The organism is Pseudomonas sp. AC229 (genome assembly GCF_979254655.1).
Genome location: NZ_CEEDHK010000001.1, coordinates 461,865 through 480,321, shown reverse-complemented (window position 1 = coordinate 480,321; position 18,457 = coordinate 461,865). Strand labels below are relative to the sequence as shown.

General features: G+C 62.3%; 12 protein-coding genes. 7 read left to right on the top strand and 5 right to left on the bottom strand.

What is annotated here, in order from left to right:
- The first annotated feature begins 10 nt into the window (after positions 1 to 10).
- From AC0IW7_RS02145 to hemE, 4 genes are all read left to right on the top strand, one after another.
- Positions 11 to 1,657 carry an AAA family ATPase gene (locus AC0IW7_RS02145; RefSeq protein WP_471815530.1) on the top strand — a complete coding sequence of 549 codons (1,647 nt, stop codon included), beginning with the start codon at positions 11 to 13 and terminating at the stop codon, positions 1,655 to 1,657.
- A 226-nt stretch (positions 1,658 to 1,883) separates the two neighbouring features.
- Complete coding sequence (gene gltB / locus AC0IW7_RS02140) at positions 1,884 to 6,329, top strand: glutamate synthase large subunit (RefSeq protein WP_471815529.1); 4,446 nt, start codon at positions 1,884 to 1,886, stop codon at positions 6,327 to 6,329.
- A gap of 34 nt (positions 6,330 to 6,363) precedes the next feature.
- Positions 6,364 to 7,782, top strand: coding sequence for an FAD-dependent oxidoreductase (locus AC0IW7_RS02135; RefSeq protein ID WP_471815528.1), 1,419 nt, complete (start codon positions 6,364 to 6,366; stop codon positions 7,780 to 7,782).
- Between the two features lie 139 nt (positions 7,783 to 7,921).
- Positions 7,922 to 8,989: a uroporphyrinogen decarboxylase gene (hemE, locus tag AC0IW7_RS02130; RefSeq protein ID WP_471815527.1), complete on the top strand. Its 1,068-nt coding sequence runs from the start codon at positions 7,922 to 7,924 to the stop codon at positions 8,987 to 8,989.
- Positions 8,990 to 9,082: 93 nt separating this feature from the next.
- On the opposite strand, the gene AC0IW7_RS02125 is transcribed toward hemE, so the two are convergent.
- The 5 genes from AC0IW7_RS02125 to AC0IW7_RS02105 form a co-directional block, all read right to left on the bottom strand.
- Entirely contained in the window at positions 9,083 to 9,631 is a 549-nt protein-coding gene (locus AC0IW7_RS02125) for a tetratricopeptide repeat protein (RefSeq protein ID WP_122494486.1), read from the bottom strand.
- A 90-nt stretch (positions 9,632 to 9,721) separates the two neighbouring features.
- On the bottom strand, positions 9,722 to 10,372 hold the full coding sequence (locus tag AC0IW7_RS02120; RefSeq protein ID WP_471815526.1) for a DUF6962 family protein: 651 nt from the start codon (positions 10,370 to 10,372) through the stop codon (positions 9,722 to 9,724).
- Positions 10,372 to 11,661 carry a glutamate-1-semialdehyde 2,1-aminomutase gene (gene hemL, locus AC0IW7_RS02115; protein WP_471815525.1) on the bottom strand — a complete coding sequence of 430 codons (1,290 nt, stop codon included), beginning with the start codon at positions 11,659 to 11,661 and terminating at the stop codon, positions 10,372 to 10,374. The genes AC0IW7_RS02120 and hemL overlap by 1 nt, the downstream gene beginning before the upstream one ends.
- A 76-nt stretch (positions 11,662 to 11,737) precedes the next feature.
- Entirely contained in the window at positions 11,738 to 12,358 is a 621-nt protein-coding gene (thiE, locus tag AC0IW7_RS02110; RefSeq protein ID WP_471815524.1) for a thiamine phosphate synthase, read from the bottom strand.
- Positions 12,355 to 13,152 carry a hydroxymethylpyrimidine/phosphomethylpyrimidine kinase gene (locus AC0IW7_RS02105; protein ID WP_122494478.1) on the bottom strand — a complete coding sequence of 266 codons (798 nt, stop codon included), beginning with the start codon at positions 13,150 to 13,152 and terminating at the stop codon, positions 12,355 to 12,357. The genes thiE and AC0IW7_RS02105 overlap by 4 nt, the downstream gene beginning before the upstream one ends.
- 282 nt (positions 13,153 to 13,434) lie before the next feature.
- Between AC0IW7_RS02105 and AC0IW7_RS02100 the strand changes: the two genes are divergently transcribed.
- From AC0IW7_RS02100 to AC0IW7_RS02090, 3 genes are all read left to right on the top strand, one after another.
- Entirely contained in the window at positions 13,435 to 15,852 is a 2,418-nt protein-coding gene (locus AC0IW7_RS02100) for a hybrid sensor histidine kinase/response regulator (RefSeq protein WP_471815523.1), read from the top strand.
- A gap of 181 nt (positions 15,853 to 16,033) precedes the next feature.
- Positions 16,034 to 16,675 (top strand): TetR/AcrR family transcriptional regulator, encoded by a 642-nt coding sequence (locus tag AC0IW7_RS02095; RefSeq protein WP_471815522.1) that lies wholly within the window; start codon positions 16,034 to 16,036, stop codon positions 16,673 to 16,675.
- Positions 16,672 to 18,339 carry an acyl-CoA dehydrogenase family protein gene (locus AC0IW7_RS02090; RefSeq protein WP_471815521.1) on the top strand — a complete coding sequence of 556 codons (1,668 nt, stop codon included), beginning with the start codon at positions 16,672 to 16,674 and terminating at the stop codon, positions 18,337 to 18,339. Before AC0IW7_RS02095 ends, AC0IW7_RS02090 begins: the two co-directional genes overlap by 4 nt.
- The last annotated feature ends 118 nt before the right edge of the window (positions 18,340 to 18,457 follow it).

Below are 18,457 nucleotides of genomic sequence, written 5' to 3'. Positions count from 1 at the left end.
TGAGAGCCACATGACCAGTCTGCACGCCGACGAGGCCTTTCTCGGCCACTACCAATTCAGTCACGACCCTTTTGCCGCTCGCGTTCCAGGCTTCAAGTTTTTTCCTGCGCAGCGCAAGCCGGTACTCGGCCAACTGCACCACTTGGCGCGCTACAGCCAGTTGCTGCTGGTAGTGAGCGGGCCGCAAGGCAGCGGCAAAACCCTGTTGCGTCAGGCGCTGGTGGCCAGCACCAACAAACAGGCCGTGCATAGCGTGGTGTTCTCCGCACGCGGAGCGACCGACGCCGCTGGCGTGATGCGTCAAATCGCTCAAGGGCTGAACGTCCAGCAAGCGGACGCTCGGTCGCTGCTCTCGCAGGTCGCGCAGCTGTCGCTGACCGGCCAAGAGGTCTACCTGCTGATTGATGATGCCGAGTCGCTGGACGACGAGGCGTTGGACGCTTTGCTCGCATTGGCCGCTGGCAATGCCGAAGGTCGTCCTCACGTGTTCCTTTTCGGCGAGTCTGCCTTGTTGCCGCGCTTGGAATTGTTAGCCGATGGCGAAGAGCGCTTTCACGCCATTGAGCTCGATCCGTACAGCGAAGAAGAAACCCGCGAGTACCTGGCTCAGCGCCTGGAGGGTGCGGGGCAGGGCGTCGAGTTGTTCACCGATGAGCAGGTGGCGGATATCCACCAGCAGTCGGCGGGCTGGCCGGGCGCAATTAACCAGGTGGCTCGGGAAACGCTTGTCGAATCGATGCTGGCCAATCGGGGCAATGCGCCCAAAGGCGGTATGGCATTCAAACTGCCGAAAAAGCATTTGCTGGCTCTGGTGGTCGTCGCGATTGCTGTCGGCGCGGCGTGGATGATGCAAGGCCGCAGCAAGCAGGAGCCTGAGGCGCCAGCCACTGCTCAGCTGCCGTTGGGCGGCACTGCAGCGCCGACGACCGAAGGGGCGGCTCCGGCTGCGCCTGCGGAAGGTAAAGGGCCTGCGATGGAATTTGCCGGGTCGAACCAGCCACTGCCGTTGCCGTTGGTTGGGCAAGCGCAGCCTGTTATTCGCGAGCCGCTCGCCCAAGCCTCGGGTTTGGGTGACAGCGACGACGACGGCGCTGTCGAGCCGCCGGCTAGCGCCGTTCCACCGACCGTTACCAGCATGGCGCCGCCGCAAGGCGCCACAGCCAGCACTCCACCCGCTGCGCCGGTTATCGCGCCGTCTGCTCCGGTGGTTGCTCCGCCAGCGCCAACAGTCGCCACGGCTGCGAAGCCGCAAGCGCCAGCCTCGGCTGCCAAGCCTGCAGCGCCAGCCGCCGCAGCCGCAAAACCTGCTGCTACGCCGGTGAAACCGGTGGCTAAAGTCGAGAAGCCTGCGGCCCCGGCAGCTAGCGGTTCCGGCAGCGGCTGGTACGCCAGCCAGGCGGGCGGAAACTTTGCGCTGCAGGTGTTGGGTACCGGTTCCGAAAGCGCCGCGCAGGCGTTTGTTCGTCAGAACGGTGCCGAGTACCACTACTTCAAGAAAACCTTGAACGGCAAGCCGCTGTACGTCGTCACGTATGGCAGCTTCGCTAACCGCAGTGCCGCCCAGGCCGCGATCAAGAGCCTGCCTGCCAAGGTGCAAGCCGGCAAGCCGTGGCCACGTACCTTCTCCAGCATTCAGCAGGAAGCTCAAGCGCGCTGATCGATGCGCGCTTAGACCGCAATGACCGGGTGGTCTTTAGCACGACCGCCTGGTACTTTCTTATAAAAAGGCGACATAAGGTTTCGCGGTTTCGCCGCTCAACATTTGTTCGCTGATATTCGTCTGTGTACAATGACCCCCCTTTTGCCTGCGCAAAGCTGGCGCAACGACCTGCGCGCACGGTAAGTGTTTGAAATAGATCAAAGTTTGCCTGGTGAGAGTCCCTATGAAAGCAGGTCTATACCATCCTGATGAGTTCAAGGATAACTGCGGCTTCGGCCTGATCGCCCATATGCAGGGCGAGGCGAGTCATCACTTGCTGCAAACGGCTATCGAAGCCCTGACCTGTATGACGCACCGTGGCGGCATCAACGCCGACGGTAAGACAGGTGACGGCTGCGGCCTGCTGATCCAGAAGCCTGACGCTTTCCTCCGTGCCGTTGCCAACGAGCAATTCGCCGCCGAGCTGCCCGCGCAATACGCCGTGGGCATGGTGTTCCTCAACCAAGACGCCGCCAAAGCCGACGTTGCGCGCGAGAACATGAACCGCGAGATTCTCGCCGCCGGCTTGCAATTGATCGGTTGGCGCAAAGTGCCGATCGACACCAGCGTTCTCGGCCGTCTGGCCCTGGAGCGTCTGCCGCAAATCGAGCAGGTGTTCATTGGTGGCGAAGGCCTGAGCGATCAGGAATTTGCGATCAAACTGTTCAGCGCCCGTCGCCGTTCTTCGGTGGCTAACGCTGCCGACACCGACCACTACATCTGCAGCTTCTCGGCCAAGACCATCATCTATAAAGGCTTGATGATGCCGGTCGACCTGCAGCAGTTTTATCCGGACCTCGGTGACGAGCGTCTGATGACCGCCATCTGCGTGTTCCACCAGCGCTTCTCCACCAACACCCTGCCGAAGTGGCCGCTGGCCCAGCCGTTCCGCCTGTTGGCGCACAACGGCGAGATCAACACCATCACCGGCAACCGCAACTGGGCGCTGGCCCGTCGCACCAAATTTGCCAACGATCAACTGCCGGACCTCGATGAACTGGGCCCGCTGGTTAACCGCGTCGGTTCCGACTCATCGAGCATGGACAACATGCTCGAGCTGATGGTTACCGGTGGCATGGACCTGTTCCGTGGCATCCGCATGATCATTCCGCCGGCATGGCAAAACGTCGAAACCATGGACGCCGACCTGCGCGCCTTCTACGAATACAACTCCATGCACATGGAGCCGTGGGATGGTCCGGCCGGCGTGGTGCTGACCGATGGCCGCTACGCGGTGTGCCTGCTCGACCGTAACGGTCTGCGTCCGGCGCGTTGGGTCACTACCAACAACGGCTACATCACCATCGCCTCGGAAATCGGCGTGTGGGATTACAAGCCCGAAGACGTTATCGCCAAGGGCCGTGTCGGCCCGGGTCAAGTGCTGGCCGTGGACACCGAAACCGGCCATGTGCTGCACACCGACGACATCGACAGCCGCCTGAAATCGCGCCACCCCTATAAACAGTGGCTGCGCAAGAGTGCCGTGCGTATTCAGGCAACCATGGACGACGACCATGGCGCCGCCAGCTACGGCAGCGACCAGCTCAAGCACTACATGAAAATGTTCCAGGTCACCTTTGAAGAGCGTGATCAGGTGCTGCGTCCGCTCGCCGAGCAGGGCCAGGAAGCCGTCGGCTCCATGGGCGATGACACGCCGATGGCCGTGCTGTCGCAGCGCGTGCGCCCGACGTACGACTACTTCCGCCAGCAGTTCGCGCAGGTCACCAACCCGCCGATCGACCCGCTGCGTGAAGCCATCGTAATGTCCCTGGAAATCTGCCTGGGCGCCGAGCGCAACATTTTCGAAGAATCACCGGCTCACGCCTCCCGCGTGATCCTCAGCTCGCCGGTCATCTCTCCGGCCAAGTGGCGTTCGCTGATGAACCTCGACACCCCCGGGTTCGAGCGTTACGTCATCGACCTCAACTACGACGAGAGCATGGGCCTGGAAGCCGCAGTGCGTAACGTGGCCGACCAAGCTGAAGAAGCCGTTCGTAGCGGAAAATGCCTGCTGGTCCTCACCGACCGCAACATCGCGCCGGGCAAGCTGCCGATCCACGCCTCGCTGGCAGTGGGCGCCGCGCACCACCGTTTGATCGAGAAAGGCCTGCGTTGCGACTGCAACATCCTGGTCGAGACCGCCACCGCCCGTGACCCGCACCATTTCGCGGTACTGGTGGGCTTCGGTGCCTCGGCGGTTTATCCGTACCTGGCGTACGAAGTGCTGGCCGACTTGATCCGCACCGGCGAAGTGCTGGGCGATCTGTATGAAGTGTTCAAGAACTACCGCAAAGGCATATCCAAAGGTCTGCTGAAAATTTTGTCGAAAATGGGCATTTCCACCGTGGCTTCGTACCGCGGTGCCCAGTTGTTCGAAGCTGTCGGCCTGTCGGAAGAAGTCGTCAGCCTCAGCTTCCGTGGCGTCGCCAGCCGTATCAAAGGCGCGCGTTTCGTCGATATCGAAGCCGAGCAGAAGTTGCTGGCTGCCGAAGCCTGGAACAACCGCAAAGCCATTCAACAGGGCGGTTTGCTCAAGTTCGTGTACGGCGGTGAATACCACGCCTACAACCCGGACGTGGTCAACACCCTGCAAGCCGCCGTGCAACAAGGCAGCTACGCCAAGTACAAGGAATACGCCACGCTGGTCGACACCCGTCCGGTGTCGATGATCCGCGACCTGCTGAAAGTCAAAGAAGCCGAAACGCCATTGGCGCTCGACCAAGTCGAGCCGCTGGAAGCGATCCTCAAGCGCTTCGACTCCGCCGGCATTTCGCTGGGCGCCTTGTCGCCTGAGGCGCACGAAGCCATCGCCGAAGCCATGAACCGCCTCGGTGCGCGTTCCAACTCCGGTGAAGGTGGCGAAGACCCGGCGCGTTACGGCACCGTGCGCAGCTCGAAAATCAAGCAAGTGGCCACTGGCCGTTTCGGTGTAACGCCGGAATACCTGGTGAACGCTGAAGTGCTGCAGATCAAAGTTGCCCAGGGCGCCAAGCCGGGCGAGGGCGGTCAGCTGCCAGGCGGCAAGGTCAACGGGTTGATCGCCAAGCTGCGTTATGCGGTTCCAGGCGTGACGCTGATTTCGCCACCGCCGCACCACGACATCTACTCCATCGAAGACTTGTCGCAGCTGATTTTTGACCTCAAGCAGGTCAACCCGTCGGCCTTGGTTTCGGTGAAGCTCGTGGCTGAGGCAGGCGTAGGCACCATCGCCGCTGGCGTGGCCAAGGCTTATGCCGACCTGATCACCATTTCCGGTTACGACGGCGGTACCGGCGCTTCGCCGCTGACCTCCATTAAATACGCCGGTGCGCCGTGGGAACTGGGCCTGGCCGAAACCCACCAGACCCTGCGCGGCAACGACTTGCGCGGCAAGGTTCGCGTGCAAACCGACGGCGGCCTGAAAACCGGTCTCGACGTCATCAAGGCCGCGATTCTTGGCGCTGAAAGCTTCGGCTTCGGCACCGCGCCGATGATCGCCCTGGGGTGCAAATACCTGCGTATCTGCCACCTGAACAACTGCGCCACCGGTGTCGCGACCCAGAACGACAAGCTGCGCAAAGACCACTTCATCGGCACCGTGGAAATGGTGATGAATTTCTTCACCTTCGTGGCCGAAGAAACCCGTGAGTGGCTGGCGAAAGTGGGCGTGGCAAGCCTTGAGCAACTGATTGGTCGTACCGATCTGTTGGAAATGCTGCCGGGCGAAACCGACAAGCAGAAGTTCCTCGACCTCAGCCCATTGCTGGGCAGCGACCATATTCCGGCGGACAAACCTCAGTTCTGCCAGGTCGACCGCAACCCGCCGTTCGACGAAGGCAAGCTGGCCGAGCAAATGGTCGGCATGGCCAAGTCGGCTATCGACGGTCTGACCGGCGCCGAGTTCGAGATGGACATTTGCAACTGCGACCGTTCCATTGGCGCCCGTGTTTCCGGCGAGATCGCCCGTGTGCACGGCAACCAAGGCATGGCCAAGGCGCCGATCACCTTCCGTTTCAAAGGCACGGCCGGGCAGAGCTTCGGCGTGTGGAACGCGGGCGGTCTGAACCTGTATCTGCAAGGTGACGCCAACGACTACGTCGGCAAGGGCATGACCGGCGGCAAGCTGGTTATCGTGCCGCCGGCCAACAGCGCGTTCAAAACACAGGACGGCGCCATTGTCGGCAACACCTGCCTGTACGGCGCTACCGGCGGCAAGCTGTTCGCCGCCGGTACTGCCGGTGAGCGCTTCGCCGTGCGTAACTCCGGTGCTCACACCGTGGTGGAAGGCACAGGCGACCACTGCTGCGAATACATGACGGGCGGTTTTGTCTGCGTGCTGGGCAAGACGGGCTACAACTTCGGTTCGGGCATGACCGGCGGTTTCGCCTACGTGCTCGATCTGGACAACACCTTCGTTGACCGCGTGAACCATGAGCTGGTGGAAATCCAGCGCATCAGCGGCGAGTCGATGGAGTCGTACCGTAGCCACTTGCAACGTGTGCTGGCCGAGTATGTGCAGGAAACTTCCAGCGAATGGGGTCGCAACCTCCTGGAAAACCTGGACGACTACCTGCGCAAGTTCTGGCTGGTCAAGCCGAAAGCCGCCAGCCTCGGGTCGCTGCTCTCCAGCACCCGTGCTAACCCACAATAATTTGCGCCTGCCGTAGTGTGATGAGGTTTTTACAATGACTGAACGTCTGAACAACGACTTCCAGTTCCTCGATGTCGGGCGCAAAGATCCGAAGAAGAAGCTCTTGCGCCAGCGCAAGAAGGAATTCGTCGAGATCTATGAGCCCTTCAAACCGGCCCAGGCCGCTGACCAGTCGCATCGTTGCCTGGGCTGCGGTAACCCGTATTGCGAGTGGAAGTGCCCCGTGCACAACTTCATTCCGAACTGGCTGAAGCTGGTGTCGGAAGGCAATATTCTGGCCGCTGCCGAGCTGTCGCACCAAACCAACACGCTGCCGGAAGTATGCGGCCGCGTGTGCCCGCAAGACCGTCTGTGCGAAGGGGCGTGCACCCTTAACGACGGTTTCGGCGCGGTCACCATTGGTTCGGTGGAGAAGTACATCACCGACACCGCGTTCGCCATGGGCTGGCGTCCGGATATGTCCAAGGTCGTGCCGACCGGCAAGCGCGTCGCCATTATCGGCGCCGGTCCTGCTGGCCTGGGCTGTGCCGACGTGCTGGTACGCAATGGCGTGTCGCCGGTGGTATTCGACAAGAATCCGGAAATCGGCGGTCTGCTGACCTTCGGCATCCCCGAGTTCAAGTTGGAAAAAAGCGTACTGACCCGCCGTCGTGAAGTGTTCACCGGCATGGGTATCGAGTTCCGCCTAAACACCGAAGTGGGCAAAGACGTCGCCGTCGACCAACTGCTCGAAGAATACGATGCCGTGTTCATGGGCATGGGCACCTACACTTACATGAAGGGCGGCTTCCCCGGTGAAGACTTGCCCGGCGTGCACGACGCGCTGGATTTCCTGATCGCCAACGTCAACCGCAACCTGGGTTTCGAAAAAGCGCCGGAAGACTTCATCAACATGAAGGGCAAGCGCATCGTCGTACTCGGCGGCGGCGACACGGCGATGGACTGCAACCGCACCTCCATTCGCCAAGGCGCCAAGTCGGTAACCTGCGCTTATCGTCGTGACGAAGAGAACATGCCCGGCTCGCGCAAAGAGGTGAAGAACGCCAAGGAAGAAGGCGTGAAATTCCTCTACAACCGCCAGCCAATCGCCATTGTTGGTGAAGACAAAGTCGAAGGCGTGAAGGTGGTCGAAACCCGTCTCGGCGAGCCGGATGCCCGTGGCCGTCGCAGCCCCGAGCCGATTCCGGGCTCCGAGGAAATCATTCCGGCTGAAGCCGTGCTGATCGCTTTCGGCTTCCGTCCAAGTCCGGCGCCGTGGTTCGAGCAGTTCAGCATTCAGACCGACAGCCAAGGCCGCGTGATCGCGCCGGAGCAATCCAAGTTCAAACACCAGACCAGCAACCCGAAGATCTTTGCGGGCGGCGATATGGTGCGCGGTTCGGACTTGGTGGTTACGGCGATCTTTGAAGGTCGCCAGGCGGCGGAAGGGATTCTCGACTACCTCGAGGTTTAATCCCGGCCGCTCCTACAGCGTCTGGCGCGCGACAAATTGACTCCATAGACAAAAGGCACGGCACCCGCCGTGCCTTTTGCTGTGCGCTCTGCGAAAATGCCGGCACTTTTTTGCTGCCTACTTTTTCTCAGGAAATGACATGACCGCCCTGAAGAACGACCGCTTCCTACGTGCTTTGCTAAAACAGCCTGTCGATGTCACCCCCGTATGGATGATGCGCCAGGCCGGTCGTTACCTGCCGGAGTACCGTGCCAGCCGCGCCAAGGCCGGCGATTTCATGGGCCTGATGCAGAACCCGCAATTCGCTTGCGAAGTGACCCTGCAACCACTCGACCGCTACCCACAACTGGATGCGGCCATTCTGTTCTCCGACATCCTCACCATTCCCGACGCTATGGGCCAAGGCCTGTATTTCGAAACCGGCGAAGGCCCGCGTTTCAAGAAAGTCATCAGCAGCCTGGCCGACGTTGAAGCCCTGCCAATTCCCGATCCGGAAAAAGACCTCGGCTATGTGATGGACGCCGTGCGCACTATTCGCGGCGCCCTCAACGGCCGCGTGCCGCTGATTGGCTTCTCGGGCAGCCCATGGACGCTGGCGACCTATATGGTCGAAGGCGGCTCCTCCAAGGACTTCCGCAAATCCAAGGCCATGCTTTACGACAATCCGCAGGCCATGCACCTGCTGCTCGACAAGCTGGCGCAGTCGGTCACTCAGTACCTCAACGGTCAGATCCGCGCTGGCGCCCAAGCCGTGCAGATTTTCGATACCTGGGGCGGCAACTTGTCGTCGGCGGCGTACCTGGAGTTCTCGCTGGCTTATATGAAAAAGATCGTCAGTGGTCTGATTCGCGAGCACGAAGGTCGCAAGATTCCGGTGATTCTGTTCACCAAGAACGGCGGGCTGTGGCTAGAGTCGCTCGCCGACGCCGGTGCCGACGCGCTGGGCCTGGATTGGACGTGCGACATCGGCGAAGCGCGCCGTCGCGTGGGTGAGCAGGTCTCGCTGCAAGGCAACATGGACCCCACCGTGCTTTACGCCCAGCCCGCGGCCATTCGCAACGAAGTGGCGCGCATTCTGGCCAGCTACGGCAAAGGCAGCGGCCACGTGTTCAACCTCGGTCACGGCATCACGCCGGAAGTGAACCCGGCCCATGCCGGCGCGTTCCTGGAAGCGGTACACGAGCTATCGGCGCAGTATCACCAGTGAGGTGATAGGCCAAACAAGAAGGGCGCCATATGGCGCCCTTCTTGTAGGTAGGTTGGGTTGAGCTTTCAAGCGAAGCCCAACACCGCGGTCAACCTAAGGCAACGGCGCAAACGGCGATCCACCGTCCGCCGTCTGCAACTCAATCAAGTAATTACGAAAAATCTGCCCCAGCACCTGCGTAGCAATTTCCAACTGCTCGCGGGGCATTTGTGCGGCAACCTGGTCGGCCGTGTCCAGCGCATCTTCGGCACCGTTTACCGCCGCCATCTTCAGCACGATATACGCCTGCACATTGTTGGCCGGCACGCCTTCGCCACGGAAGAACATCATCCCCAAACGATACTGGCTTTGCGCGTGGCCTTGCAGCGACGCTTGCTCGAACAGGGTCAACGCCTGCGGCAAGTCACGCGGCGTGCGTTGTCCATCATAGTAATACTCGCCAAGTTCGTATTGGGCTTCGGGGTCGCCACTTTGAGCGGCTTGCTGGCAGGAGGCCAAGGCTTCCGCCTGGTCTTCAGGAAGGGTGTTGAGCGAACAGCGGCCAGCGGCCGGAATCAGCAAGGAGTTGCCGCCCGCCGATGCAACCAGTGGCAGCAAAAGCAACAGGCAGCCCAGGGACAGGGTGCGGCCGATGCAATTCATAACAATCAACACGCCTCATCAAGCAGTGCGGGCCAGGCCCGGCCGACGGAACGCGACGGCCCGCGCATTATGGAATAAGCCGGGCGCCTGTTACAAAGTCTTTACCGACTTTTGTGTCCCGTCTGTCACACCCTGGCGGCCGTGCAGGTGCAGCAGCAACCAGGCCAACAGCGGATACGCAACGCTAAGCAGCCCATGAAACACGTCGACCCGCAGAACCGGGCCGAAGTTTCCCTGGGTGCCCACCACCAGACCAGCGACGATAAGCAGCGCCACCGCGCCCACCGCTGCGGGCAGCGCTTTACCGCCCTGAGTAAAACCGGCGTAAAGCAACATCAGCAACGTGACCACGTTCAACAGCAGCGTATAGCTGCCGAGTACGCCCCAGCGCTTGGCGCCTTCGAACAACACGCTGAGGCAGATGATCACCCAGCACCAACCCAGGCGCTGCCAATGCCAGCCGCGAACCAGCGTCAGTGCCGCAACGCCCAAAGCCGGCAGCGCGAGCAGGCTGCTGGCTTGGCTCAGCTTGGTGTGCAAAGGTTGCCAGCGTTCGTCCACGCCGAAATGCAACACACCGACCGTCGCCGCTGCGCCGGTCAGCAACAAGGCTGCGACGGCGATCCACCAGGTGGCGCGCAAGGGTTTTTCGCCCCAACGCGGGCTGCGCCAGATGCCCAGCACGCTGGCCAAACAGGCCAGCGCCAGCAACGCGTCGGACGCGGCGGTGCTGTATTGCATCAGCGCAGAGCCGCGAACGCACGCTCGGCGGCGTCGAGGGTGATCTGCAGCTCTTTGTCGCCATGGGCAATGGAAGTAAAGCCGGCTTCGAAGGCGCTCGGCGCCAAGTACACGCCGCCTTCCAACATCAAATGGAAGAATTTCTTGAAGCGCTCGGAGTCGCTGCCCATCACGTCGTCGAAGGTGACAATGTCGTCAGCGCCGCTGAAGTACAGCCCGAACATAGCGCCCGCTTGGGTCGTCACGAACGGCACACCGGCCGCGTCGGCGCGTTGCTGCAGGCCATCAAGCATCCGGCTGGTGTAGGCGGTGAGCTCGTCATGGAAGCCCGGACGACGAATCAGGTTCAGCGTGGTTAAACCGGCCGCCATCGCCAGCGGGTTACCCGACAGCGTGCCCGCCTGGTAAACCGGGCCGAGCGGGGCGATTTGCTGCATGATTTCGCGCTTGCCGCCGAAGCAGCCGACCGGCATGCCGCCGCCGATGATCTTGCCGAACGTGGACAGGTCTGGCGTCACGCCGTAATGCGCCTGAGCGCCGCCGAGGGCGACGCGGAAACCGGTCATCACTTCGTCGAAAATCAGCACCACGCCGTGCTTGTCGCACTGCTCGCGCAGGCCTTCGAGGAAGCCCGGCGCGGGCGGCACGCAATTCATGTTGCCGGCCACCGGCTCGACGATGATGCACGCCACTTCTTTGCCTACTTCGCTGAGCATTTGCTCCACGGCGCCGATGTCGTTGAACGGCAGGGTCAGGGTGTGTTTAGCGAAGGCCGCCGGTACGCCGGCCGAACTTGGCACGCCCTGGGTCAGGGCGCCCGAGCCGGCTTTCACCAACAGGCTGTCGGAGTGCCCGTGGTAGCAGCCTTCGAATTTGATGATGCTGTCGCGGCCGGTAAACCCACGGGCCAGGCGGATGGCGCTCATGGTCGCTTCGGTGCCGGAGCTGACCATGCGCACCATTTCCATCGACGGCACGATCGAGCACACCAGCTCTGCCATTTCGGTTTCCATGGCGGTTGGCGCGCCATAGGACAACCCATGTTCCAACTGCTTGCGTACCGCCTCCAGCACGTCCGGGTGGCTGTGGCCGAGAATCATCGGGCCCCACGAGCCCACGTAGTCAACGTACTGCTTGTTGTCTTCGTCCATCACATAGGCGCCGGCCGCGTGCTTGAAGAACAACGGCGTGCCGCCGACGCTGCGGAATGCGCGCACGGGCGAGTTAACGCCGCCGGGAATGTGTTTTTGCGCGCTGGCGAACAGGGCTTCGGAACGGGACTGGGTCATGGGCAGACTCCTTTAACTAAACAGTTGGCGGCGGCCAGGCAGACCTGCCGGCGCTCGGGGAATTCGGCGGTTAAGACTAAAACAGGGCGCTGAAAGCGCGGGCGCGGCGGTTCACTTCCTGGGCGTTTTCGGCGCTGAACAGGGCGTGAATGACGGCTAACAAGCTGACCCCGCCGGCCACCAGAGGTGCGGCATTTTCCAGGTCGATACCGCCAATGGCGCAGATCGGCAACTGCACGCTGGCGCGCGCTTGCTGCACCAACTCAAGGGTGGCAGCCGGGGCGCCCGGCTTGGTCTGCGAATTGAAGAAGCGGCCGAACGCCACATAGCTCGCGCCTTCGCGGGCGGCTTGCTGGGCCAGCTCAAGCTGCGCCAGGCAAGTACCGCCAATAATGGCTTGGCGGCCCAGCAAGGCGCGAGCGGCGGACAACGAGCCGTCGCCCTGGCCCAGGTGCACGCCAACGCCCAACCGCGCGGCCAGCTCGGCGTCATCGTTAATTAGCAGACTGGCGCCATACCGCTCGCAGAGGTTTTTCAGCGCTTGGGCTTCGCGCAGGCGTCGGGCTTCGTCGCTGCTTTTGTCACGGTATTGCAGCAGCGTGGCGCCACCGTCGAGGGCGGCTTCCACATACGGCAGCAGCTTGCCACCGGCCAGTAATTGGCTGTCGGTGATGGCGTACAGGCCGCGCAACGTCACGAGTTAAAGTCCAGCGGCAAGCGGCGCGGCACGTACTGGCCACGGCCCAACTGCTCGGCATCGCGCAAGGTGCGCCAGGTATAGGCGAGCGCCGACTGCACCGCGCTCACCAGCTCTTCGCCTTGAGCGAGCCGGCCGGCGAGGGTGCTCGCCAAGGTGCAGCCCGAGCCGTGATAACTGCCCGGCAGACGTTCACAGGTGAAGGTGTGCTGGCTGCCGTCACGGCTGTAAAGACGGTTGTGTATTTGCGCTTCGTCACCATGCCCGCCGGTGATCAGCAGGTGCTGGCAGAACGGCAGAAGTTTGGCCGCGCACTCATCGGCCGTGCCTTCTGGCAGTTCGGCGAGAATGCGCGCTTCGGGCAGGTTAGGCGTGGCGATGGTGGCCACCGGCAGCAAGCGCTCGCGCATGGCGAAGCCCACTTCATCCTTGCCCAACGCGCCGCCGCCGCCGGCTCGCAGCACGGGGTCGCATACCAGCGGAACGCCGGGCAATTTCTGCATGATTTCCAGCACGGTTTCGACCATTTGCACCGAGCCGAGCATGCCCAGTTTGACGGCCGCCACCGGCATGTCGGCGATCACGGCATGGGCCTGGGCCAGCACCCATTCGCGGTCAAGCACGCGGAAGTCGCTGACGTTGACGGTGTCTTGCACTGTCAATGCGGTTACCGCCGGAGCGGCGTGGCAGCCTTGCGCAAGCAGGGCTTCGATATCGGCCTGAAGACCGGCGCCGCCACTCGGGTCGTGACCGGAAAGGCAGAGAACAACGGGGCGGGAGGTATAGGTAGTCATGGTGCGCGAGCTTATCACTTTTCACCTTTTTTGCCCCAGGCGGGCGCTCTGTTCACAGGGTGAGTAGTGAGATGGCAGATGACACCAATGGGGCACCACAATTTCCCCTCATGCAGGTGGCCAGTATCGCTGCTGGCACTCGCGATGCCTTGCTGGGGGCGGCTTTCAGCGTAGGGCGGCTATGCTAGAGTGGCCCCCATTTTTGAATAAATCAGGTCGGCAGGTGACGTCACTTACGGAGATGGGGCTCCGACGTCAACCGCCAGGCCTTTGCGGGGCAGCATGCGCTACGGTCTTCTACTTGTTCTGTGTTTACTGGCGAACCTGGCCCACGCGGTCGAATTCGACGAGTACACCACCCAGCTCGTGCTCGGTCAGGAAATGGACGTGTTCGAAGATGTGCGCGGCGACGCCACCATCAACGACATCACCTCGCCGGCACTGCAAGCCAACTTCCGCCGCCACGACAAACCGGTGCTCAACTCCGGTTACTCGCACTCGGTGTTCTGGCTGCGTATCGACCTCGCTTACCGCCCGCAAGCGCTGCTCGGCCAGCAACCCTGGCTATTGGAATTGGCCTATCCGCCGCTCGATCACCTCGACCTGTATCTGCCCGATGGCCGCGGCGGCTTCCAACTGGCCGAGCGCACCGGCGATGCATTGCCCTTCGACAGCCGGCAGATCAAACAAAATAACTACCTGTTCGAAATCAACTTGCAGCCGTATCAGCCGCAACGCGTTTACCTGCGCATTCAAAGTCAGGGCTCGATTCAGGCGCCGCTCAATCTGTGGTCACCTAAGGTGTACATGGAACAGATGCCCGGGCGCATCTACCTGCTCGGCATCATCTATGGCGTGCTGCTGGGCATGCTGATTTACAACCTGTTCATCTTCCTCAGCGTGCGCGACCCGAGCTACCTCTACTACATCCTCTACATCGCCTCGTTCGGGCTGTATCAGGTGTCGGTCAATGGCGCCGGCATCGAATATTTCTGGCCCGACAACCCGTGGTGGGCGAACGCCTCCACGCCGTTCCTGATTGGCTCGGCGACGCTGTTCGGCTGTCAGTTCGCGCGCACCTTTTTGCACACCGGCGAGCACAGTCCGTGGGTGGACCGCACGTTGCTGGCGCTTATGGCCGTTGGCGCGCTGGTGATGGTGTTGGCGCTCACGGTCAGTTACAGCGTGTCGCTGCGCCTGGCGACGTACCTTGCGCTGCTGTTCACGGTGGTGGTGTTTACCGCCGGCCTGATTGCCTGGCGTCGCGGCATGCGCGTGGCGCGCTATTTCATCTTTGCCTGGACCACTTTCCTGATTGGCGGCGTGATCAACACCTTGATGGTGCTCGGCTACCTGCCCAACGTGTTCCTCACCATGTACGCCAGCCAGATCGGCTCAGCGATTGAAGTGGGGCTGCTGTCGCTGGCCTTGGCCGACCGCATCAATTCCATGAAAGAAGAGCGCGCGCGCATTCTTTATGACTCGGGCCGCAAGCTGGAAACCCTGAACCTCGAATTGGCCAACAGCAACCGACTCAAAGATGAATTCCTGGCCACCGTCACCCACGAATTGCGCACGCCCATGAACGGTGTGATCGGTTCGCTGGAACTGATGCAAACCGTGCCCATGGACGTCGAGCTGGAGCAGTACCAAAAAACCGCCAGCGCCTCGGCGCGCGACATGATGCGCATGGTCAGCGACATCCTTACCCTCACCGAACTGCAAGCCGGCAAGCTGTACCCATGGCGCGAGCCGTTCAGCCTGCGCGGTCTGTTTGGCGGACTGCGCAGCCAGTTCGCCCCGCGTGCCGAAGAGAAAGGGCTGGGCTTCACCCTGGAAATGGACGAAAGCCTGCCCGACACCCTGGAAGGCGACGCCGGCAAACTCAGTCAATGCATCGGTTACCTGCTCGACAACGCGATCAAATTCACCCCCGGCGGCGCCGTGACCTTGCGCGTGTCGGCGGTGGAGCGTGGGCGCGAAGGGTTGGTGCTGAAAGTGGGCGTCATTGACAGCGGCATCGGGTTTAGCACGCCGAAAGACGGCTCGCTGTATCAGCGCTTCCACCAGCTCGACGGCTCGATGACTCGGGAATACGGCGGCCTGGGCGTGGGTTTGGCGATTTGCCGCAAGCTGGTCAGCCTGATGGGCGGCGGCTTGAGCCACACCTCGGAAGTGGGCGAGGGCAGCCACTTCGAGCTGACCGTGCCGCTGTTTCTCTCCAACAACGGCAACCACCTCGCCAGCGCGCCGTCCCGTGAGCCAGCGCGCCGTGGCGGCGGCCAGGCCCTGCGCCGGCCGGAGGAGTGCACGGTGCTGGTGGTGGAAGACAACGGCATCAACCAATTGGTGATGCGCGGCATGTTGCTCAAACTCGGCTACCGCGTGCGCTGTGCCGACAACGGCAGCGATGCCCTGGAACTGCTGCGCCGAGAGCCGGTAGACGCCGTGCTGCTGGACTGCCAGATGCCGGTAATGGACGGTTTTGCCACCTGCCGCGCCTTGCGTGCGATGTCCAACTGCGCCGACTTGCCGGTGCTGGCCATTACCGCACACAGCCACAGCGGCGACCGCGAGCGCTGTTTGGCCGCTGGCATGAGCGACTACCTGGCCAAGCCGGTGAAGTTTGAACAACTGCAAGCGTTGCTGCATGACTGGCTGCTCAGCCTGGAGCCGCCAGCGCCGGTGCGGATCTCCTGAGTCGGCTGACCGTGTAGGAGCTAGCTTGCTAGCGAACCCTGCAATCGCAAGAGCTTCGCTAGCAAGCTAGCTCCTACAGGTCGTTGGCCCTCCGTTTGCACCCTTTCTTTTGGCAAGAATGCCCCTTCTTCCAAACTCTGAATCCTGATTCACTAGCGCCAAATGAACCAGGATTCAGACTATGGCCTACCGACACAGCGCCGCCCGCATCGACCGCGACCAAGAACAACGGGAGCGCATTCTTGACTGCGCATTGTTGCTGGTGGTCGAGGGTGGTTTTGCCGCCTTAACCATGCAAAGCCTCGCCGAACGTGTGGGCATCGCCACGGGCAGCCTGTACCGGCACTTTCGCGGCAAGGGCGAACTGGCGGCCGAGGTATTTGCCCGGGCCAGCCAGCGTGAAGTCGACGCCATGGCCAGCGCGCTGCAACTGCCGGGCAGCGAACCCAAACGCCTGGCCGGCGCCCTTGAGCAATTCGCCGCCCGTGCCTGGCAAAGCCGTCAACTGGCATTCGCCCTGATCGCCGAGCCCGTGGATCCGGAAGTGGATGAACGCCGCCTCGAATTTCGCGAGGCGTACGCCGCTCAACTCAGCACCGTTATCGAACAGGGCGTGGCCACTGGCGCGTTTCGAACCTCGTCGGTGGCGGTCAGCGCCGCGTGCCTGGTGGGCGCCATCAGTGAAGCGTTGGTCGGTCCGCTTTCACCCCAAGCCCGCGCCGCTCGCGAAGCGGGCGAGCCTGCTCTGCAACTGGCGGACGTCAGCGCCGCCCTTGTTTCCTTTTGTCTACGCGCCCTTGCCGCCGAGGAGTCACAGCCATGAGCACTGCCGTTAATAGCTACGCCGCGTTTGCCGAAACCCACGAAGTGAGCAATCAGCCGCCGTCGCTCGACGGCATCAACCTGTACCGCGCCGACCTGCCGCTGCAGGAATGGACGCGGCACTTCGGCGGCGGCTGGGCGCACGACCGCATCGATGCCTACGGCGCTTTGGCTGGCGGCCCGCTGATGGCGGCCGGGTTTCTCGCCAACGAAAACAAACCGGTGTTCAAAAGCCACGACCGCTACGGCAACCGCATCGACCTGGTGGAGTTTCATCCCGCCTACCACGAGCTGATGAAGGCGGCGGTGGAACACGGCCTGCCGTCATTGCCCTGGACCGACCCGCGTGCTGGCGCCCACGTCGCCCGCGCTGCCATGACTTATATGCACAGCCAGGCCGAAGCCGGCACCGGCTGCCCGCTGACCATGACCTTCGCCAGCGTGCCGGCGCTGCGTATGCAACCCGACGTCGCCGAGGTGTGGGTGCCGAAAGTGCTCGCCACCCAATACGACCCGCGCAACGTGCCGATGGCGGAGAAGGCCGGCGTCACCATCGGCATGGCCATGACCGAGAAGCAGGGCGGCACCGACGTGCGCGCCAACACCACGCGCGCCTATCCGGTCGGCGTGCCTGGCCCCGGTCAGGCTTACGAATTGGTCGGACATAAGTGGTTTTGCTCGGCGCCCATGTGCGACGCCTTCCTTACCCTGGCGCAAACCGACAAAGGCTTGAGCTGCTTCCTGCTGCCGCGTCATCGCCCGGATGGCACCCGCAACGAGTTCTACATCCAGCGCCTGAAAAACAAGCTCGGCAATTGCTCCAACGCCTCCAGCGAAGTGGAATACCGCGGCGCGCTGGCCTGGATGCTGGGTGAAGAAGGGCGCGGCGTACCGACCATTATCGAAATGGTGTCGATGACCCGCTTCGACTGCATGGTCGGCTCCAGCGCCTTGATGCGCCAGGCGCTGAGCCAGGCGGCCAACCACTGCGCGCACCGCACCGTGGGCGGCCGCGTGCTCAGCGAGCAAGCGCTGATGCAAAACGTGCTGGCCGATTTGGCCCTGGAAAGCGAAGCCGCCATCGCGCTGAGCCTGCGCATGGCCAAAGCGCTGGACAACGCCCACGTTGAGTCCGAAGACAAATTCGCGCGCCTGGTAACGGCCGTAGGCAAGTATTGGATCTGCAAACGCGCGCCGGCCATGATCAACGAAGCCGCCGAATGCATGGGCGGCGCCGGTTATGTGGAAGACAGCATTCTGCCGCGCCTGTACCGCGAAGCGCCGGTGAACTCGACCTGGGAAGGCTCCGGCAACGTGCAGTGCCTGGACGTGCTGCGCGCCTTGTCCAAAGAGCCTGGCGTGCTCGACGTGTTGTTCAACGAGCTGGGCGACGGCCACGGCGACGCGCGCCTGAAAGCCCATATCGACGGGCTGAAGGCCGGCTTTCGCGACACCGCCGACATCCAGTACCGCGCCCGTCAGCTCACCGAAGACGTCGCGGTCGGCTTGCAAGCCAAACTGCTGCTGGAAAGCGGCAATGCGGTGGTGTCTGACGCATTTATCGCCAGTCGCCTGGGCCAGAGCGGCCGCGCTTACGGCACCTTGCCGCGCGGTGCGGACGTGGAAGCGTTGGTCGCACGCAGCACGCCCCATGTTATGGAGTAATGCGACATGATCGATGCGGGGCAGGCTTCAGTCTCGATTGCCTTTTCCAGGAATCGCGGCTGAAGCCTTCCCCACAGTCATGCCTTTTGCCAACGATGCAGGCAAGATAGGCCGCATG

What these genes read in the sequence shown, in the direction of transcription:
- AC0IW7_RS02145 (WP_471815530.1), top strand. Translation starts at nt 11, where the DNA reads ATGACCAGTCTGCACGCCGACGAGGCCTTTCTCGGCCACTACCAATTC.
- gltB (WP_471815529.1), top strand. Translation starts at nt 1,884, where the DNA reads ATGAAAGCAGGTCTATACCATCCTGATGAGTTCAAGGATAACTGCGGC.
- AC0IW7_RS02135 (WP_471815528.1), top strand. Translation starts at nt 6,364, where the DNA reads ATGACTGAACGTCTGAACAACGACTTCCAGTTCCTCGATGTCGGGCGC.
- hemE (WP_471815527.1), top strand. Translation starts at nt 7,922, where the DNA reads ATGACCGCCCTGAAGAACGACCGCTTCCTACGTGCTTTGCTAAAACAG.
- AC0IW7_RS02125 (WP_122494486.1), bottom strand. Translation starts at nt 9,631, where the DNA reads ATGAATTGCATCGGCCGCACCCTGTCCCTGGGCTGCCTGTTGCTTTTG.
- AC0IW7_RS02120 (WP_471815526.1), bottom strand. Translation starts at nt 10,372, where the DNA reads ATGCAATACAGCACCGCCGCGTCCGACGCGTTGCTGGCGCTGGCCTGT.
- hemL (WP_471815525.1), bottom strand. Translation starts at nt 11,661, where the DNA reads ATGACCCAGTCCCGTTCCGAAGCCCTGTTCGCCAGCGCGCAAAAACAC.
- AC0IW7_RS02105 (WP_122494478.1), bottom strand. Translation starts at nt 13,152, where the DNA reads ATGACTACCTATACCTCCCGCCCCGTTGTTCTCTGCCTTTCCGGTCAC.
- AC0IW7_RS02100 (WP_471815523.1), top strand. Translation starts at nt 13,435, where the DNA reads ATGCGCTACGGTCTTCTACTTGTTCTGTGTTTACTGGCGAACCTGGCC.
- AC0IW7_RS02095 (WP_471815522.1), top strand. Translation starts at nt 16,034, where the DNA reads ATGGCCTACCGACACAGCGCCGCCCGCATCGACCGCGACCAAGAACAA.
- AC0IW7_RS02090 (WP_471815521.1), top strand. Translation starts at nt 16,672, where the DNA reads ATGAGCACTGCCGTTAATAGCTACGCCGCGTTTGCCGAAACCCACGAA.